The sequence below is a fragment of the uncultured Aquabacterium sp. genome (assembly GCF_947366995.1).
Taxonomy (GTDB): domain Bacteria; phylum Pseudomonadota; class Gammaproteobacteria; order Burkholderiales; family Burkholderiaceae_C; genus Aquabacterium.
The window spans coordinates 1-17,772 of record NZ_CANBCC010000079.1; the positions used below are offsets into that span (position 1 = coordinate 1).

The 17,772-nt window shown below is 68.3% G+C and carries 16 protein-coding genes; 10 read left to right on the forward strand and 6 right to left on the reverse strand.

The genetic code is table 11. The annotated features are described in order from the left end of the window. Both Q0Z44_RS16080 and Q0Z44_RS16085 read right to left on the reverse strand, forming a co-directional pair. A partial coding sequence (locus Q0Z44_RS16080; protein WP_298014638.1) for a helix-hairpin-helix domain-containing protein occupies positions 1–418 on the reverse strand: 418 nt, incomplete at its 3' end. Between the two features lie 102 nt (positions 419–520). Beyond that, on the reverse strand, positions 521–1,438 hold the full coding sequence (locus Q0Z44_RS16085; RefSeq protein ID WP_298014640.1) for a LysR family transcriptional regulator: 918 nt from the start codon (positions 1,436–1,438) through the stop codon (positions 521–523). Between the two features lie 120 nt (positions 1,439–1,558). On the opposite strand from Q0Z44_RS16085, the gene Q0Z44_RS16090 reads away from it, so the two are divergent. Beyond that, entirely contained in the window at positions 1,559–2,242 is a 684-nt protein-coding gene (locus Q0Z44_RS16090) for a haloacid dehalogenase type II (RefSeq protein ID WP_298014642.1), read from the forward strand. Positions 2,243–2,281: 39 nt separating this feature from the next. Then, on the forward strand, positions 2,282–4,477 hold the full coding sequence (locus tag Q0Z44_RS16095) for a malate synthase G (RefSeq protein ID WP_298014644.1): 2,196 nt from the start codon (positions 2,282–2,284) through the stop codon (positions 4,475–4,477). A gap of 87 nt (positions 4,478–4,564) precedes the next feature. Here Q0Z44_RS16095 and Q0Z44_RS16100 read toward each other — a convergent pair whose 3' ends face one another. Further along, positions 4,565–5,134 (reverse strand): outer membrane beta-barrel protein, encoded by a 570-nt coding sequence (locus tag Q0Z44_RS16100; protein ID WP_298014646.1) that lies wholly within the window; start codon positions 5,132–5,134, stop codon positions 4,565–4,567. A gap of 298 nt (positions 5,135–5,432) precedes the next feature. Here Q0Z44_RS16100 and Q0Z44_RS16105 point away from each other — a divergent pair, with 298 nt between their 5' ends. The 7 genes from Q0Z44_RS16105 (at position 5,433) to Q0Z44_RS16135 (ending at position 13,539) form a co-directional block, all read left to right on the forward strand. Beyond that, positions 5,433–5,906, forward strand: a complete 474-nt coding sequence (locus Q0Z44_RS16105; RefSeq protein ID WP_109033980.1) for a DUF3015 family protein — start codon at positions 5,433–5,435, stop codon at positions 5,904–5,906. Between the two features lie 118 nt (positions 5,907–6,024). Beyond that, entirely contained in the window at positions 6,025–8,001 is a 1,977-nt protein-coding gene (locus Q0Z44_RS16110) for a DUF4105 domain-containing protein (RefSeq protein ID WP_298014651.1), read from the forward strand. A gap of 153 nt (positions 8,002–8,154) precedes the next feature. Beyond that, a complete protein-coding gene (locus Q0Z44_RS16115) occupies positions 8,155–8,577 on the forward strand; it encodes a hypothetical protein (RefSeq protein ID WP_298014652.1) in 423 nt (140 codons plus the stop codon). Positions 8,578–8,621: 44 nt separating this feature from the next. Then, on the forward strand, positions 8,622–10,469 hold the full coding sequence (locus Q0Z44_RS16120) for a DUF4105 domain-containing protein (RefSeq protein ID WP_298014654.1): 1,848 nt from the start codon (positions 8,622–8,624) through the stop codon (positions 10,467–10,469). 81 nt (positions 10,470–10,550) lie between these two features. Continuing rightward, positions 10,551–11,321 carry an endonuclease/exonuclease/phosphatase family protein gene (locus Q0Z44_RS16125; protein ID WP_298014656.1) on the forward strand — a complete coding sequence of 257 codons (771 nt, stop codon included), beginning with the start codon at positions 10,551–10,553 and terminating at the stop codon, positions 11,319–11,321. Beyond that, positions 11,318–12,535, forward strand: coding sequence for a cardiolipin synthase ClsB (gene clsB / locus Q0Z44_RS16130; protein ID WP_298014658.1), 1,218 nt, complete (start codon positions 11,318–11,320; stop codon positions 12,533–12,535). The genes Q0Z44_RS16125 and clsB overlap by 4 nt, the downstream gene beginning before the upstream one ends. A 5-nt stretch (positions 12,536–12,540) precedes the next feature. Then, positions 12,541–13,539, forward strand: coding sequence for a lysylphosphatidylglycerol synthase domain-containing protein (locus tag Q0Z44_RS16135; RefSeq protein WP_298014660.1), 999 nt, complete (start codon positions 12,541–12,543; stop codon positions 13,537–13,539). A 14-nt stretch (positions 13,540–13,553) separates the two neighbouring features. On the opposite strand, the gene Q0Z44_RS16140 is transcribed toward Q0Z44_RS16135, so the two are convergent. The 3 genes from Q0Z44_RS16140 to Q0Z44_RS16150 all read right to left on the reverse strand — a co-directional run bounded on the left by Q0Z44_RS16140 (position 13,554) and on the right by Q0Z44_RS16150 (position 16,526). After that, entirely contained in the window at positions 13,554–14,498 is a 945-nt protein-coding gene (locus tag Q0Z44_RS16140; protein ID WP_298014662.1) for an alpha/beta hydrolase, read from the reverse strand. A 94-nt stretch (positions 14,499–14,592) separates the two neighbouring features. Beyond that, a complete protein-coding gene (locus Q0Z44_RS16145) occupies positions 14,593–15,291 on the reverse strand; it encodes a histidine phosphatase family protein (RefSeq protein WP_298014663.1) in 699 nt (232 codons plus the stop codon). A gap of 5 nt (positions 15,292–15,296) precedes the next feature. Continuing rightward, the gene (locus Q0Z44_RS16150; protein ID WP_298014664.1) at positions 15,297–16,526 is read right to left on the reverse strand and encodes an acyl-CoA dehydrogenase family protein; all 1,230 of its coding nucleotides are present in this window, start codon (positions 16,524–16,526) and stop codon (positions 15,297–15,299) included. A gap of 456 nt (positions 16,527–16,982) precedes the next feature. On the opposite strand from Q0Z44_RS16150, the gene Q0Z44_RS16155 reads away from it, so the two are divergent. Next, positions 16,983–17,772: CorA family divalent cation transporter (locus Q0Z44_RS16155; protein ID WP_298014666.1), on the forward strand; the 790-nt coding region annotated here is incomplete at its 3' end.

The window sequence follows — 17,772 nt, forward strand, 5'->3', positions numbered from 1 at the left end:
TTCGACGGGCCCTCGGGGGCCCGTTGCGTTTTCCGGCACGCGGGGCGCGCGGGCCGGCCTCGCGCGGCGGGGACTGGGCTTTTTGCCGGGCGCCGGTGCGCGCCGCTGCACGGGGCAGCCCCTGCCACGGCAGGCCGTTGACCGTGAGCCCGGCCGCCGAGAGGGCCTGCGCGCGGGCGGCCCCCAGCCCGGCCACGCGCTGCACGAGGTCGGCCCAGTCACGAAAAGGGCCGTGCTGGCGCACGATGACGAGCCGGGCCGCCATGCCGGGGCCGATGCCGGGCACCGTCATCAGACGCACGGCGTCGGCGTGGTTGGCGTCGACCAGCGCGGGCGCCGCCCGGGCCACGGCTGAGCCCGGCATCACGCCGATCAGCGTCAGCCACACGAGGATCAGAGAGCAGATGGATCGCGGCATGACGCCACGATGCCGCAGCCACACCGTGGTCGGCCATCCCCTTGGCGGTGGCCCCTGCAGGAGGGCCCTCCCATGGGCGGGCGCACGGGCGAGTCGGGCCCCTCAGTGCCGGCCGGCTCGCGCCCAGTAGCCCGGATCGCCGTAGCTGTGCTTGAGGAAATCGATCCACAGGCGCACGCGCAAGGGCAGGTGCCGGGCGCTGGGGAAGACGGCGTAGATGCCGTTGGGCGGGGCCGCGAAGTCGTCGAGCACGCTGACCAGCCGGCCAGCCGCGATGTCGTGTTGCACCTCCCAGGTGCTGCGCCAGGCGAGGCCCAGGCCCTGCAGACACCATTCGTGCAGCACCTGGCCGTCGCTGCAGTCGAGCCGGGCTGTGGGCCGCAGGTGGCTCACGTTGCCGTCAATCACGAAGGCCCATCCCCGGGTCTGGCTGGCGTCCGAACTGAGGGTGAGGCAGGCATGGCGCGCCAGCTCGGACGGGTGCGACGGCACGCCGGCGCGCTGCAGGTAGGCGGGCGTGGCCACGCACAGGCGGCGGTTGTCGGCCAAGCGCACGCTGACCAGGCTGGAATCCGGCAGGTCACCCACCCGCACCGCGCAGTCGAAACCCTCGTTGACGATGTCGACCACGCGGTCGGACAGGTTGAGCGACAGGCTGACGTCCGGGTGCTCGGCCAGAAAGGCGGGGACCAGCGGCGCCACATGGCGGCGGCCGAAGCCGGCCGGCCCCGTGATGCGCAGGTGGCCGCTGGCCTTCACGCCGCCTTCCGACACGCTGGCCTCGGCATTGTTGAAATCGGTGATCAGCCTCTGGCAGTCTTCCAGGAAGGCGCTGCCTTCGTGGGTGAGGCTGATGCGGCGCGTGGTGCGCACCAGCAGCTTCACGCCCAGTCGCGCCTCGAGCGCGTCCATGCGGCGACCGATGATGGCCGGGGCCACGCCTTCAGCCTGGGCAGCGGCGGTCAGGCTGCCGCGGGTGGCGACGGCCACAAAGGTTTCAATCTGCTTGAGCCGGTCCATGCTGTCTCCTCTGCCCTGGCTGCGCGGTGCCGGTGGGCGCGGCGATTTGTGCATCAAAGTCACAAATCATTGGATTTTTGTGCCGGTAATGCAGGCAGAAGTATCGAATAAAGTGACGCCATGGAAAAGAGGCCTGCTCCCAGTGCCGTGCTGTTCGACGCCTACGGCACCCTGTTCGACGTGTACAGCGTCGGGCTCACGGCCGAGCAGCTGTTTCCAGGCGCGGGCGACCGCCTGGCCCGGGCGTGGCGCGACAAGCAGATCGAGTACACCCGCCTCGTCTCGATGAGCGGCACCTACCAGCCGTTCTGGGCCCTGACCCGTGCCGCGCTGCAGTTCAGCGCCGAGGCGATGGGCCTGATCCTCACCCCGGAAGGCGAGGAGCGGCTGATGAACCAGTACCGCCACCTCTCCGCCTTTCCCGAAAACCGCGAGGTGCTGCAGGGCCTGAAGGCCCGCGGCATCCCGACCGGCATCCTCTCCAACGGTGATCCCGACATGCTGGCGATCGCCGTGCGCAGCGCGGGCCTGAGCGACCTGCTCGACCATGTGCTCAGCGTGCACGACACGCGGCGCTTCAAGACCGACCCCGCGGCCTACCAGATCGGTGTCGACGCGTTGCAGATGCCTGCGCGCGATATCCTGTTCGTGTCCAGCAATGGCTGGGATGCGATCGGCGCGACCTGGTTCGGCTACACCACGCTGTGGGTCAACCGCACGGGCGCACCGCTGGAGCGCCTGGGCACCCCACCTGACCACCAGGGCGCAACCTTGCGCGAGGTGCTGGCCCTGTTCCCCGCCTGATTCCTTTTTCGATTCTTTCTTGTTGACCGAGGTTCATCCATGACCGCACGCACCCAAGTCCACAGCCTGCAAGTGGCCACCGAGCTCTACCGTTTCGTTGAAGACAAGGTGCTGCCCGGCACCGGCATCGACAGCGCCAAGTTCTGGGCCGGCTTCGACGCCATCGTGAACGACCTGGCACCGAAGAACGCCGCCCTGCTGGCCGAGCGCGACCGCATCCAGGCCGACATGGACGCCTGGCACGCCGCCAACCCGGGCCCGATCCAGGACATGGCCGCCTACAAGGCGCACCTGGAAAAGATCGGCTACCTGGTGCCGGTGCCCGCCGACGTGCAGGCCACGACCGCCAACGTGGACGCCGAGCTGGCCACTCAGGCCGGCCCGCAGCTGGTGGTGCCCATCCTGAACGCCCGCTATGCGCTGAACGCCGCCAACGCCCGCTGGGGCAGCCTGTACGACGCCCTGTACGGCACGGACGCCATCCCCGAGACCGACGGCGCCGACAAGGGCACGGGCTACAACCCCGTTCGCGGCACCAAGGTGATCGCGTGGGCGCGCAACTTCCTCGACCAGTCGGCTCCGCTGGAAGGCGCTTCGCACAAGGAATCGACCGGCTACCGCGTCGAAGGCGGCAAGCTGGTGGTGAGCCTGGCCAACGGCAAGACGACCGGCCTGCAGAACCCCGAGCAGTTCGTCGGCTTCCAGGGTGACGCCGCTGCCCCGACCAGCGTGCTGCTGGTGAACAACGGCCTGCACATCGACATCCAGATCAACCGCGCGACCCCGATCGGCAAGACCGACGCCGCCGGCGTGGCCGACGTGGTGCTGGAAGCCGCGCTGTCGACCATTCTGGACCTGGAAGACTCGGTGGCCGCGGTGGACGCCGAAGACAAGGTGCTGGGCTACAGCAACTGGCTGGGCATCCAGCTGGGCACGCTGACCGAAGAAGTGGCCAAGGGTGGCAAGACCTTCACCCGTGCGCTGAACGCCGACCGCGTCTACACCGGCGCCAAGGGCGGTGAAGTCAAGCTGCACGGCCGCTCGCTGATGTTCGTGCGGAACGTGGGCCACCTGATGACCAACCCGGCCATCCTGTGGGGCGCCGAAGGCAAGGAGATCCCGGAAGGCATCATGGACGCCGTGATCACCACGACCATCGCCCTGCATGACCTGCAAGGCCGTGGCCAGATCAACGGCCAGGCCATCCGCAACTCGCGCCAGGGCTCGGTCTACATCGTGAAGCCCAAGATGCATGGCCCCGCCGAAGTCGGCTTTGCCAACGAGCTGTTTGGCCGCGTGGAGCAGCTGCTGGGCCTGCCCGACAGCACCGTGAAGCTGGGCATCATGGACGAAGAGCGCCGCACCTCGGTCAACCTGAAGGCCTGTATCGCTGCCGCCAAGAGCCGCGTGGCCTTCATCAACACCGGCTTCCTGGACCGCACCGGCGACGAGATGCACACCGCCATGCTGGCCGGCCCGATGATGCGCAAGGGCGACATCAAGAACAGCGCCTGGATTGCCGCGTACGAGCGTCGCAACGTGCTGATCGGCCTGCAGACGGGCCTGCGCGGCCGCGCCCAGATCGGCAAGGGCATGTGGGCCATGCCCGACCTGATGGCCGGCATGCTGGAGCAGAAGATCGCCCACCCGAAGGCCGGTGCCAACACCGCCTGGACGCCTTCGCCGACGGCCGCCACGCTGCACGCCACGCACTACCACCAGGTCAGCGTGGCCGCCATCCAGGCCGACATCGAGAAGAACGGCGAAGACCCGCAATCGCTGCTCGACAAGCTGCTGACCATCCCCGTGGTGGCCGAAGCCAACTGGTCGGACGCCGAGAAGCAACAGGAGCTGGACAACAACATCCAGGGCATCCTGGGTTATGTGGTGCGCTGGATCGACCAGGGCGTGGGCTGCTCCAAGGTGCCCGACATCCACAACGTGGGCCTGATGGAAGACCGCGCCACGCTGCGCATTTCCAGCCAGCACGTGGCCAACTGGCTGCACCATGGCGTGGTGACCGAAGCCCAGGTGCGCGAGACCTTCACCCGCATGGCCGCCGTGGTGGACCAGCAGAACGCCGGCGACAAGCTGTACCAGTCGCTGGTGGCCAACCCGAGCGGCGCCGCCTTCCAGGCTGCACTGGACCTCGTCTTCAAGGGCAAGGAACAGCCGAGCGGCTACACCGAGCCGCTGCTGCACGCGTGGCGTCTGAAGAAGAAGGCTTCGGCCTGATGCGCTGACGCATCGCGGGCCTGAGGGCCGGCACGACAAGGGCACCCCGCGGGGTGCCCTTTTTCATGGTGCGTCCGGTGTCGGCGATCAGAACTGGTACTGCAGGCCCACGCCGATCTGGTGGACGGAGCCGCTCTCGTTGCCGGTGTCGAAGCTGGTGAAATCGACCTCGCCGGTGACCTTGAGCTGGCGGTTGAGCGCGTACTCGAGCCCGAAGCCCAGGTAAGGCGTGAGCTGGGTGTCGGAGCCGCCGTTGACCAGGAAGGGACCGACGTTGCCCGTGGCCTTGGCGTCGACATAGGCCAAGCCCAGGCGGCCGACGCCGCTCAGCACCGGCGAGAACTTCACGCGGGCGGCCGCCGCGAACGTGAGGGCCGAGACGCTGACCTTGCGCGAGGCCACGGCGTTGGCGGCCTGCCCCTCACCGAAATCGATGTAGCCGGCTTCCAGCGCCAGCGTCGGGATGACGCGGTTGGCGATCGGCAGGCCGAAGTAGAGCTTCAGGGCCACGTCACCCTGGTCGCAGCGGCTGGCGCCGCGGCAGTCGATGTCCATGTCGGAGGCGCCGACGACGCCCCCAATGTAGGCCTGGGCCGAGGCAGTGGACGCCAGTGCAGCCAGAACGGCCGCGGCAAGAGCGGAAACGAAAGTACGCATGGTGTGGTGCTTCAGAAGACGAAGAAAAACGCCGCCGATCATGCCGACCTTGCAGCGGGCCCTGCCCCCTTGAAGCGGGGCCCTCGGCGGCGCTCGGGCGGTAACAGCCGTGGGGACTTGTTGCGGTGTCGTGGAAGGGTCCTGTCAGGGTGGTGAGCGAGGGATACCTCGGTGTGCGCGCTTGCCACGGTCCCCCCGTAAGGCCGACCTGACCGAACAACACCACCCCTACAATGGTTTTCGACACGGTGAGCGTTCTGTGTCCTCGTATCCAACCGCATCAATTTCAGGAATCAGCATGAAGAAAATCGTCATCGCCGCCCTGGCCACCCTGGCCGCCGCTTCGTCCATGGCCGCTCAGAACAACGTCGGCTCCTGCGGCTGGGGCTCCAAGGTCTTCCAGGGCCAGTCGGGCGTCGCACCGCAAGTGCTGGCTGCCACCACCAACGGCACCTCGGGCAACCAGACCTTCGGCATCACCTTCGGCACCTCGGGCTGTACGCAAGACGGCGTCGTGAGCTCGTCGTGGAAGACCGCCATGTACATTGACGGCAACCGCGTGGCCCTGGCCCGTGACGCCGCTGCCGGCCAAGGCGAAAGCCTCGACACCCTGGCCACCGTGATGGGCGTGAAGGAAGGCGACCGCGCCCTGTTCGCCTCGACCATCAAGGCCAACTTCGGCACCATCTTCGCCACCGAAGCCGTGGCGGCCAACCTGAAGGCCGTGCTGGCCTCGAACGCCCAGCTGGCCGGCTACGCCACCGTGATCTGATCACGTTCGCCAGACGCCGGCCCGCCCAGGCGGCGTCGGCGTGACCGGGGCGCGCATCCGCGCCCTGTCTGCATGCCCGGCCTGTGCTGGGCATGCGCGCTTTCAGGGAATCATCAAGGTGAAGACACGCATCGGTGGCCTGCTGGCCGCCTTGTGCCTGAGCACGCTCGCGCCCTCGACACACGCCACATCGCCCGAGCCCGCAGCCCACACCGCGCCCGCGCTGTCACCCGCGCAGACCGCCCACCTGGCTGCGTTGCAGGCCCGCGCGCGGGCCGCCTCACTGGCCACCCAGCCCATGTGGCGCGCGCTGTTGCACTACCAGGTGCATCCGCTCACGCGCGTCGACCGCAGTCTGGCTGACGATGCCGATTTCTTTCTCGCCCCCCAGGGCCACCGCAACGCCCAGGCCGAGCTCGACGCCACGCTGGCTGCGTTCTTCGATCCCACACCGCGCCATGCGCTGAGCCAGCCGGCTGCATGCCGCTTCATCGCCCGCTACCGCTGGCTGGCGCAGCAGCTGTCATTTGATCCCGCCCTGCTGCCCGAACCCGTGTGCGAACGCCACGACACCTGGCGCGCCGGCCTGCAGGCCGACAAGGTCAGCCTGATCTTTCCGTCGGCCTACCTGAACAGCCCCGCGTCGATGTACGGCCACACCTTCCTGCGGCTGGACCCGGACACGGGCGGACGCCCGGGCGCGCCCATGCTGTCGTACGCCATCAACTACGCGGCCAACGCAGACGAAAGCGATGGCCTGGCGTACGCGCTCAAGGGTCTAACTGGCCTGTACGCCGGCCAGTTCACCAACGCGCCGTATTACCTGCGGCTGCGTGAGTACAACGACCTGGAGAACCGCGACATCTGGGAGTACGAGCTGGCGCTGTCGCGCGAGGAGATCGACCGCCTGCTGGACCACACGTGGGAGTTGGGCCCCACCCGCTTCGATTACTTCTTCTTCGACGAGAACTGCTCCTATCACCTGCTGGCCTTGCTTGAGGCTGCACGCCCCGACGCCCGCCTGACCGAGCGCTTCACGTGGTGGGCCATTCCGGTGGACACCGTGCGCGCTGTGGCCCAGACCCCGGGCTGGCTGCGCGCGGTGCGCTACCGTCCAGCCAACAGCACCGAGTTGCGGCACCGCGCCCGCCTGCTGGGGCCGGAGGCCGCCGGGATGGCACGCCAGCTGGCCGACAGCAGCGTGCCGGCCACCGCCGTGCGCGAGAGCGCCCTGCCTGCGCCACAGCAGGCGCTGGTGCTCGAAACCGCCGAGCGGCTGGTGGCGTACGAGGCCACACGGCACCCACGCCCAGACGACGTCGTGCAGGCTCAGCGCATGAGCCTGTTGATGCAACGCGCTCAGCTGCCCGCCGGCAGCCCGGTCAACGTGCCCCGCCCGACCGACGAGCCCACCACGGGCCACGCGACGGCCCGGATCGACGTGATGACCGGACAGCGCAACGGTCGCGGCTGGCTGAGCTTCGCCGTGCGGCCGGCCTACCACGACCTGCTCGACCCGGAGGCGGGCTACCAGAGCGGCTCGGCCATCCAGTTCTTTCAGCTGGAGCTGAGCCGGGAGGGCAGCGGCCCGCTGCGTTTCGAGCGCCTCACGCCGGTCGAGATCACCTCGCTGAGCGCCCGCGAGCCCTTGTTGAAGGCGCACTCGTGGCGCGTGGGGATGCACATCCAGCGCAGCCGCTTTGCCGATGCCGATGCCCGTCGCCCGGTGGGAGGACAGGTGCAGGGCGGGCCTGGTGCGGCCTGGGATCTGGGCGAGCCAGGCCAGGCCATGGCCTACGTGTTTCTGGACAACCACCTGAGCTGGGATCGGAGCCTGGCTCGCAAGCCTTGGGCGGCTGGCACGGGCATCGCGGCGGGCTTGCTGGCCCAGATGGGGCCGCAGGTGCGCGTGCAGGCGGAGGCCTATCGGCGGGTGTACCTCGCCGGGCAGCCGGGCGAGCATGGCGCGAGCCTGCAGGCGCGATGGCATCCGGATCGGCAGTGGGCACTGACCGTGCAGGCAAGCCACGCCTGGCGGGAAGACGCGCCCACAGGCGCACGGGTGCTGGCGGTGGGGGTGCAGCGGCACTGGTGAGGGCGCGGCTGTGAACAAAAAAGTGGCGCCCCTGCAACGAATGACGCGCGGTCAACCACCGTGCGCGCCCCGCCCCTTGACTGAGCGACAGAATGTAAAGAAGCGTGTCTATCATCGACATGCTGTTGCAAATCCCCTGGGAGACACTTTCACATGAACAAGTTTGCTCTGGCCGCTGCGGTGGCCGCCTCGGTGCTGGCCTCCGGCTGCGCCTCCATCTTCAACGACGCCACCCAGACCGTGACGATCGTGGCCTCCAACGGCCAGCCGGTGCAGGGCACCGTTGACGGCAAGCCGTTCCAGACGCCGAGCCAGGTGCAGGTGCAACGCCAGAAGGCATCGAAGCTGATCTCCGTGACGTCGCCGGGCTGCGCCGCCCAGACCGTCGCCGACAGCTCTGTCGATTTCAAGTTCTTCGGCAACGTCATCACCGGTGGTCTGCTGGGCTCGTCGACCGACTTCGCCACCGAGCGCATGTGGAAGTACTCCGACAACATCATCATTCCTTGCGTGCCCACCCCCACACCGGCCGCTGCGCCCGCTGTTGCACCCGCCGCTGCCGCATCGCAGCCTTGATGCCTCAGGCGCGTCACACAAGCGGCTCTCGGGCCGCTTTTTTCATGCATGCACGGAAGATGTTGATCGGCCTGCTGCTGGCGACGGTCGCATCGGCCGCGGCAGCAGACGTGGTGGCACCCGACGTCGCAAGGGTGCACGCGGCTGCGGACAAGGCCCTGCTGCATGAGGATCCGCAGTGGGCCGCACTGCTGCACGTAGACGGCACCCAGCCCGCCATCCCCGACCCTGGCTTTCTGCTGAGTCAGCCCCGCTTCGGGCTGCGCGCCGAACTGCGAGCGACCATCGACGCGCTGTACGGCGATGACGACGGCGCGCTCGCGACCCGCTGCCGCTTTCCCGCGCGCTTCCTCTGGCTGCACGCCCGTCTGGGCCATGGCAACGCCGACCTTGACCACTGCCCCGATTGGGTGGATTTCCGCACGCGCGCACCAGCAGAGACGGTGTCACTGGTGTTCGCATCCGAACACCTGAGTCAGCCCGCCAGCATGCTGGGGCATCTGTTTCTGCGCCTCGAAGGACGGCGGGCCGATGGGCAGAACGTGTCCCATGCCCTGTCCTTCTACACCGACCCGGTCAGCTTCAATATCCCGAAGCTCGTCTACGACGGATTGGTGGGCGGCATGGCGGGCTACTTCTCGCTGTCCCCCTTCGAGCGCGAGGTTGCGCTCTATGTCGGCGAGGAGCAACGCAACCTGTGGATCTACCCCCTGAAGCTGGACGCCACGCAGCGCACGCTGTTTCAGGCCCACGCCATCGAGCTCAAACAGACCCGCTTCAGCTACCTGTTCCAGAGCCACAATTGCGCCACCCTGGTGTGGCAGATGCTGGCGGCCGTGCAACCCGCCTTGCTAGCCCACCGACAGGCCTGGACCACCCCGAAGGACGTGCTGCGTTCGGCCGACGCGGCCGGCCTGCTTGACACACCGACCACCCTGACCGCGAGCCGGTGGGCCTTGCGCCTGCTGGCCGACGGGCTGCCGACCCGCGAGGCCGTTCAGGTGCGCCAGATGGTGCAGAACGACCGCCTACCGGGCCCGGATACGCTGTCCGGGCAACCCGAGCGCGCCTTTCTGCAGCACCAGCTTGCGGGGGCCTACAACCGTTACCTCACGGACCAGGGGCTGCGGCGTGCCGAGCGCGGCATGGCCTACGCAGCGCGACTCGACGCACTGGATGCGCAGCGCTTCAGCGGCTGGCAGGCCCGCAGCGCACCCCATCGCGATCCGGCGCAGTCGCCCCCCGACAGCCAGTGGTCGGCTGGCTGGTTGTGGCGCGACGGGCGCCACTGGACGCAATGGCGATGGCTGCCGACTTCCCACGGCCTGGAGGACGACAACCGCAGCTACTTCAGCGAAAACAGCTTGCAGCTCATGGAACTGAGCCTGCTCGTCGCCCCGCGTGGTGATGCCGTGCGCCTCGAGCGCGCCACGCTGTACTCGGTGGCGTCACTGCTACCGCGCGATGTGTTCACGGGCGGCCTTTCAGGGCGGATGCGCATCGGCATCGACCAGCAACCCGACCGCCATCTGCGCGCCCGACATGCCATGCTGGTGGACGGCGCCCTGGGCGCCACCTGGCGCCTCCAGACCGATATCGACGTGTTCGCGCTGGCGGGCGGCGGGCTTGGCTGGCGGGGCGGCGCCTATGTGTTTGGCGCCCCCCAGGTCGGCATGCTGGTGCGGGAAGTCGGCGGCATGAAGTCGATCGTGACGCTGACGGCGCTCGTCAATGCCGCGGGCAGCGGTCAGCAGGCATGGGAAACCCGCTGGACCCAGTCGATGCCGCTGGGGGCGTCCTGGGCGGCCGTGGCGGAGTGGTCGCGACTGTGGCAGGGGAACGGAAAGGACGCCCGCGAGGCGTGGGTCGTGCACCTGAAAAAGGTGTTCTGAACGCGGAGCCCGTCCGCCGCAGGCACACCGTTTGCCCTATCCAGTGTCCTGCCACACGGCCTTCTTTCGGGCCCCGCCCAGATGCCCGCCTCTGCCCCGCTGTCGTTCACGGTGCTGACGGTGAACACCCACAAGGGGTTCACGCCCTTCAACCGCCGCTTCATCCTGCCCGAGTTGCGTGAAGCCGTGCGCAGCGTGCACGCCGACCTGGTTTTTCTGCAGGAGGTGCATGGCACGCACGCGGGCCATGCCGACCGACACAGTCTGTGGCCCGCCATGCCGCAGTACGAGTTCCTGGCCGACGAGATCTGGAGCGACTTTGCCTACGGTCGCAACGCTGTCTACCCCGAGGGCGACCACGGCAACGCGCTGTTGTCGAAATTTCCGATCCGGCGCTGGACCAACCACGATGTTTCGGGCCACGGCTTTCGGGGCGAAGAGCGCCGCGGGCTGCTGCACTGCGTGCTCGACGTGCCGGGCTGCGCGACCGAAGTGCACGCGGTGTGCGTGCACCTGGGTCTGCGCGAGGCCGAACGCACGGCGCAACTCGCCCTGCTGTGTGAACTGATCGACCGCGATGTGCCGAGCGAGGCGCCTTTGCTGATCGCTGGCGATTTCAACGACTGGCGCCTGAAGGCCCATCACCGCCTGCAGCAGTGCGCCGGCCTGCGTGACCCGTTTGCCGACACCGGCCGGGCGCCGCCGCGCACCTTTCCGGCCCGCTGGCCCCTGTTGCGGCTGGACCGCATCTATGCACGCAACGTGCACGTTCATCACCCGCGCGTGCTGTCCACGCAACCGTGGAGCCACCTGTCAGACCATGCACCGCTGTGCGCGGAGGTACGGCTGTGAAAGCGAACTGGAGCCCCATCGGCCACATCGAACTGCTGGAGAACGGCGAGGCCTTCTACCCACGAGTGTTCGAGGCGATCGCGCAAGCGCAGACGGAAGTGTTGATCGAAACCTTCATCCTGTTCGAGGACAAGGTGGGCTGGGCGCTGCATGCCGTGCTGCTGGACGCCGCGCAGCGCGGCGTGCGGGTGGTGCTCACGGTCGATGGCTTCGGCTCGTGCGACCTGGGCGACGACTATGTGGGGCCACTGACGGCGGCGGGCGTGCGGGTGCAGTTCTTCGACAAGCGTCCCCGGCTGCTGGGGATGCGCCTGCATGCCTTCCGGCGGCTGCATCGCAAGCTGGTGGTGGTGGACGGCGCGCGCGCCTTCGTGGGCGGCATAAACTTCTCGGCAGACCACCTGGGCGACTTCGGGCCACAGGCCAAGCAGGACTACGCCGTGCTGGTGGAAGGCCCGCTGGTGGCCGAGATCCACCGCTTTGCCCTGTCGAACACGCAGGACCGGGGGCGCCGCCGGTGGTGGTGGAACCGGCCGCGCATCGCGCTCGCGCAAGCTCGTCCGGACACCAGCACGGAGGCCTGGGGCGCCTTCATCACGCGCGACAACGAGGCTCACCCGACCGACATCGAACGCCACTATCGGCTGGCCATCCGCATGGCGCAGCGGGAGTTGATCCTGGCGCACGCCTACTTCTTTCCCGGCTACCGGCTGCTGCGCGACCTGCGCAATGCGGCCCGCCGCGGCGTGCGCGTGCGGCTGATCCTGCAGGGCGAGCCCGACATGCCGATTGCCGGCCTGGCTGCCCGCTCCCTGTACCGCTATCTGCTGGGCGCGGGCATCGAGATTCACGAGTATTGCGAGCGCCCGCTGCACGGCAAGGTGGCCCTGGCCGACGACGACTGGGCCACCGTGGGCTCGAGCAACCTCGACCCGTGGAGCCTGTCGCTGAACCTGGAGGCGAATGTGGTCGTGTGGAGCCGCGCCTTCAACGAGCACCTGCGGCATCGGCTTGAGCACCTGATGCGCAACCACTGTCGGCAGATCGATGCCGAGGCGGAGGGCAGCAGCCGGGTGTGGCGACTGGGCAGCAGCGTGCTGGTGTTCCACCTGCTGCGCCACTTCCCACGCTGGCTGGCCTGGCTGCCGCGCCGCCAGCCCCGCATCACCGCCGCGTCGCCCGCGCCCACGCCACCCGAGCCCCCACCCGCCTGAACACCATGGCCGCACGCCGCCCCGCCGCGTCTCCTCCCGCCGAGCCCCAGGCCGACACCGCGCAACGTGGCTGGTGGCCCCGGTTGCGTCCATGGCTGTTCGGCGCGTTTGCACTGCTGGTGGGCGCGCTGCTTGTCCGCCAGGCGCGCGACCTGGACTGGCAGGAGGTGTGGACGGCGGTGCAGCGCCTGCAGCCCACCACGCTGGCCATGGCGGCCGGCCTCACTGTGCTGAGCCACCTGATCTACAGCCAGTACGACCTGGTGGGCCGCCACCAACTGCGCCTGGGCTTGCCGCCGCGGCGCATGATGGCAGTGACGGCCGTGAGCTATGCGTTCAACCTCAACCTCGGCTCGCTCATCGGCGGCTTTGCCTTTCGCTACCGGCTGTATGCGCGGCTGGGTCTGAGCCCGGCCGAGGTCACGCAGGTGCTGGGCCTCAGCATGCTGACAAACTGGCTGGGCTGGGGGGTGGTGGCCGGCACGTGCTTTCTGCTGGGGCTGGTGCGGCCGCCGCCGTCGTGGGGCGTGGCACCAGTGGCCCTGCAGGCACTGGGTGGGGCGTTGTGCACCGTGGCCGTCGCCTACCTGATCGCCTGCATCACCGCACGCAAGCGGACGTGGCACGTGCGCGGCCACGACCTCACCTTGCCTCGCACCCGTGTGGCGCTGATCCAGTTCGCGCTGTCGATCGGCAACTGGATGGTGATCGGGGCGGTGCTGTACACCCTGATGCCGGCAGGCGTGGCCTATCCCGTGGTGCTCGGTGCACTCATGGTCAGCGCCATCGCCGGGGTCATCACCCACATCCCCGCCGGGCTGGGCGTCATCGAGGCGGTGTGCCTGGCGCTTCTGGGCGGGCAGGTCGGGCATGGCACGCTGCTCGCGTCGCTGCTGGCCTACCGCGCGGTGTACTACCTGGCGCCTCTGGCGCTGGCCATCGTGGCCTACCTGCGGCTGGAGGCCGTGGCGACGCCGAGCGCTGCACAAGATCCCGCCGGTTGAATGGGCTGGCTCATTCACTGAGCCAGAAAGCCTTTCACCGCCGCCACGGTGGCCGAGGGATCTTCCTCGTGTGGCACGTGGCCGAGGGCATCGAACACCACCAGCTTGCTGCCCGCAATCTCGCGCGCAAAGCGCTGGCCGTTCTCCAGTGGGATCAGGCGATCGCGTCCGCCCCACAGAATCAGCGTGGGCACCTTGAGCTGCGGAATCTGCTCGGCGAACTCGCCGCCGGGCGTCTGCCGGAAACGCTGCACCAGCGCGTCACGGTTGCCTTCGCGCAGCGCCAGCTCGTAATAGCGGTCGACCAGCTCCGGCGTGACACGGGCCGGATCCCCGTAGACATTGCGCACGCTGGACTCGACCATGCTGCGCGGCAGCGTGTGCGTCATCAGCGGCTCGAGAGCGGGGATGCGCGCGATGCGGAAGGCCGCTGGTACGGACTCGGGCTTGAACGGGTAGCCGGCGGCGTCCACCAGCACCAGTCGGGCGACGCGGCCAGGCGCATCGGCGGCAAACTTCCAGGCCACCTGCCCGCCAAAGGAATTGCCGGCCAGCACGACCTGCTTGAGGCCGAGTTCGTCGAGCAGCGCGCCCACGAAACGGCTGTAGCGCACCAGCCGGTAGTCGCCATCGGGCGTGGGGCCGGTCAGCCCGAAGCCGGGCAGGTCGATGCGGATGATGCGACGCTCGCCCTTGAGCGCATCCACCCAGCCATCCCAGGTGTGCAGGCTGGCCGAGGTGCCGTGCAGCAGCACGAGGGGCGTGGCATCGGTGCGGGGGCCTTCGTCGCGCAGGTGCACCGGCATGCCCTCGATCTCGACGAAGCGCGAGGGCCACGGGGCCCACCGGGCCTTGAGGGTGTCGACGGGCCGGTCAGGCGCCCAGGTGAGGGCCACACCGGTGCCCGCCAGGGCGGCCAGCGCCAGCACGCCGATGGCGAGGATTCGGGTGATGCGCATCGCGGTGGTCTCCTTCTCGTTGTGTGTCGGCGGTGCAGCCGGCATTGTCGGCCGCAGCCCTGGTGGGGCGACCGACACGAGCGGTGAAACGCACTCAGCGGTAGGTCAGGAGGGAAGGTTCCACGCCTTCGACGTGCGCGTGCTCGTTGACCGAGATGAGGTGCAGCCCGTCGCGCCCGGCCACCACCTTGGTGATGCCGGCGTTCGCCAGCGTCCAGTTGATGGTGAAGGCCTGCGCATCGTTCAGCCCCAGCAGGTGCGCGCACACCACGCTGATCGTGCCGCCGGAGGTGAAGACCAAGGTGGTGCCCTTGGGCGGCGTCTGCCGTACGATCTCGTCGAGCGCGGCCACCACGCGCAGCTTGAACACAGACCAGGGTTCGGCGTACTCGTCGTCGTGGTTGCCGCCCACCCAGCGACTCACGGCGTCCTGGAAGAACTTCTGGAAGGCGCGGCGCGGGTCACCGGTGGCCGCCATCTCGGCCATCATGGCGACCTTGTCGGCATAGCGCGGCTCGGCCACCTCGATCACGTTCTCGTGGTCGAACTCGTTGACGCCGGCATGCAGCGCCAGCGGCGTGGCCGCATCCAGCCCGAGCCCGGCCAGGGCCCCGGCCGCCGTTTCCTGGTGGCGCAGCATGGTGCCGCTCACCAGCCGGTCGGGCGTCACCCCGCGGGCCTTCAGGGCCTCGCCCAGCACGCGGGCCTGCTGGTGGCCCACGGCCGAGAGCTGGTCGTAGTTGTTCGAGCCGAACGAGGCCTGGCCATGGCGCAGCAGGTAGATCGCCCCCATGCCGCTTACTTCTGGCCGTACTTCATCAGCTCGAGGCGGGCGATCATGCCCTTGTGCACCTCGTCCGGGCCGTCGGCCAGGCGCAGCGAGCGGGCCTGGTTGAAGAAGGCCGTCAGCTGGGTGTCGTGCGAGACGCCCGCGCCACCGTGGATCTGGATCGCGAAGTCGACCACGTTCTGCAGCATGGTGGGGGCCACCACCTTGATGGCCGACACGTCGGTGAGCGCGGCATGCACGCCCAGCGTGTCGATCTTCCACGCAGCCTGCAGCGTCAGCAGTCGGGCCTGGTCGATGGCGACGCGGGCTTCAGCCAGTCGCTCGCGATTGCCGCCCAGGTTGATCAACTGCTTCTTGAAGGCCACGCGGTCCAGACCGCGCTTGATCGCCAGCTCCAGCGAGCGCTCGGCCGCACCGATGCAGCGCATGCAGTGGTGGATGCGGCCCGGTCCCAGGCGGCCCTGCGCGATCTCGAAGCCGCGGCCGGGGCCGGCGATCACGTTGCTCAGCGGCAGGCGCACGTTGGTGAAGTGCACCTCGCCGTGGCCGTGCGGTTCGTCGTACTCGCCGAACACGGGCAGCATGCGCTTGATTTCGACGCCCGGGGTGTCCAGCGGCACCAGCACCATCGAGTGCTGGTTGTGGCGGCCCAGGTCGGGGTTGGGCGTCAGCGCCATGAAGATGCCGATCTTGCAGCGCGGATCGCCCACGCCGGACGACCACCACTTCTTGCCATTGAGCACGATCTCGTCGCCCTCGACCACGGCGGTGGCCGCCATGTTGGTGGCGTCGGACGACGCCACGTCGGGCTCGGTCATGAAGAACACCGAACGGATGTCACCAGCCAGCAGCGGCTTGAGCCACTGTTCCTTCTGCTCCGCGCTGCCGTACTTCCACAGCACTTCCATGTTGCCGGTGTCGGGCGCGTTGCAGTTGAAAATCTCGGGCGCCATCAGGCTGCGGCCGGTCTCCTCAGCGCTGAAGGCGTACTCCAGTACGCTCAGGCCGGCGCCCAGTTCGGGATCGGGCAGGAACAGGTTCCACAGGCCTTCGGCCTTTGCCTTGGCCTTCAGCTCTTCCACCACCGGCGGGATGGTCCACTCCGTCCAGTGGCCGCCATGGCGCTTTTCGTGGATGCCCTTCCAGTGCGCGGCCTCGATGGGCTCGATGTGCTCCTTGATGAAGGCGCGAACGCGTTCGGCCGTCTGCTTGCCACGCGGGCTGGGCTGGAAATCCATGTCGTGTCTCCTGCAATGGGATGGGCTTGGGCGGATGCTACGCAAGCCCGACCCATGCATCAACTGAAGAATTTGCATCGCCAATCATTCACGAATCTGATGCAACCGACAGCCTTCACAGGGTGGGCGCCCCGCTTGCCAAGAACATGCCGCCTTGCGTGCATGCCGCAGCGCAACACACGCCATAATGTCGTGTTGCCGTTCATGCGGCACTTTCGGAGCAGACACCTTGGACAGTCACCCTCGGTGACCGCCCACTCCAGCCACCGGCGCCGAGCCCGCTGACCGCCCCAGACCGCATCTGGCGCACCAGGGTTCGACCGGTGCCACCCGCCGGCGCGACGCCGCGGCCGGCCGGCATGCAGGAGGGGGCGGCAACCACCACATTCCACCCCCTTCACCAACCTGTGCGACCGCGTACGGCCCCCGGCCCGTGGCGCACGTGCTGGAGCTCCCATGCTCAACGTCTTCACGCTGGCCAACGGCCGGCTGTTTCAGGAAGAAATCGACAGCCTCGACGAGCTGACGCCGGTCCGCCCCATCTGGGTCGACCTCGAGGACCCGACGCCCGAGGAAAAGGGCTGGATCGCCGTGCGCTTCGGCCTCGTCATCCCCGGCGACATCATTGACGACGACCTGGAAGAATCGGCGCGCTTCTACGAAGAAGACGGCGCCGTGCACATCCGCTCGGACTTCCTGATCGACGACGACGAAACGCCGCGTAACGTGCGGGTGGCCTTCATCCTGCACCAGAACGTGCTGTTCTCGATCCACCGCGAAGACCTGCCGGTGTTCCGCCTGCTGCGCATGCGTGCCCGCCGCATCCCCGCGCTGATCGAAGACGCCAAGGACGTGCTGCTCAAGCTGTACGACGCCGATGCCGAGTACTCGGCCGACACGCTGGAAGGCATCTACGACGACCTGGAGAAGGTCAGCCAGCGCGTGCTGAAGGAAGAGGTGAACGACCAGGCCGCCGGTGAGGCGCTGGCCGCCATCGCGCGCCAGGAAGACTTGAATGGGCGCATTCGCCGCAACGTGATGGACACGCGCCGCGCCGTGAGCTTCATGATGCGCGCGCGGATGCTGAACGCCGACCAGTTCGAGGAAGCGCGCCAGATCCTGCGCGACATCGACTCGCTCGACTCGCACACGGCCTTCCTGTTCGACAAGATCAACTTCCTGATGGATGCGACCGTCGGTTTCATCAACATCAACCAGAACAAGATCATCAAGATCTTCTCGGTGG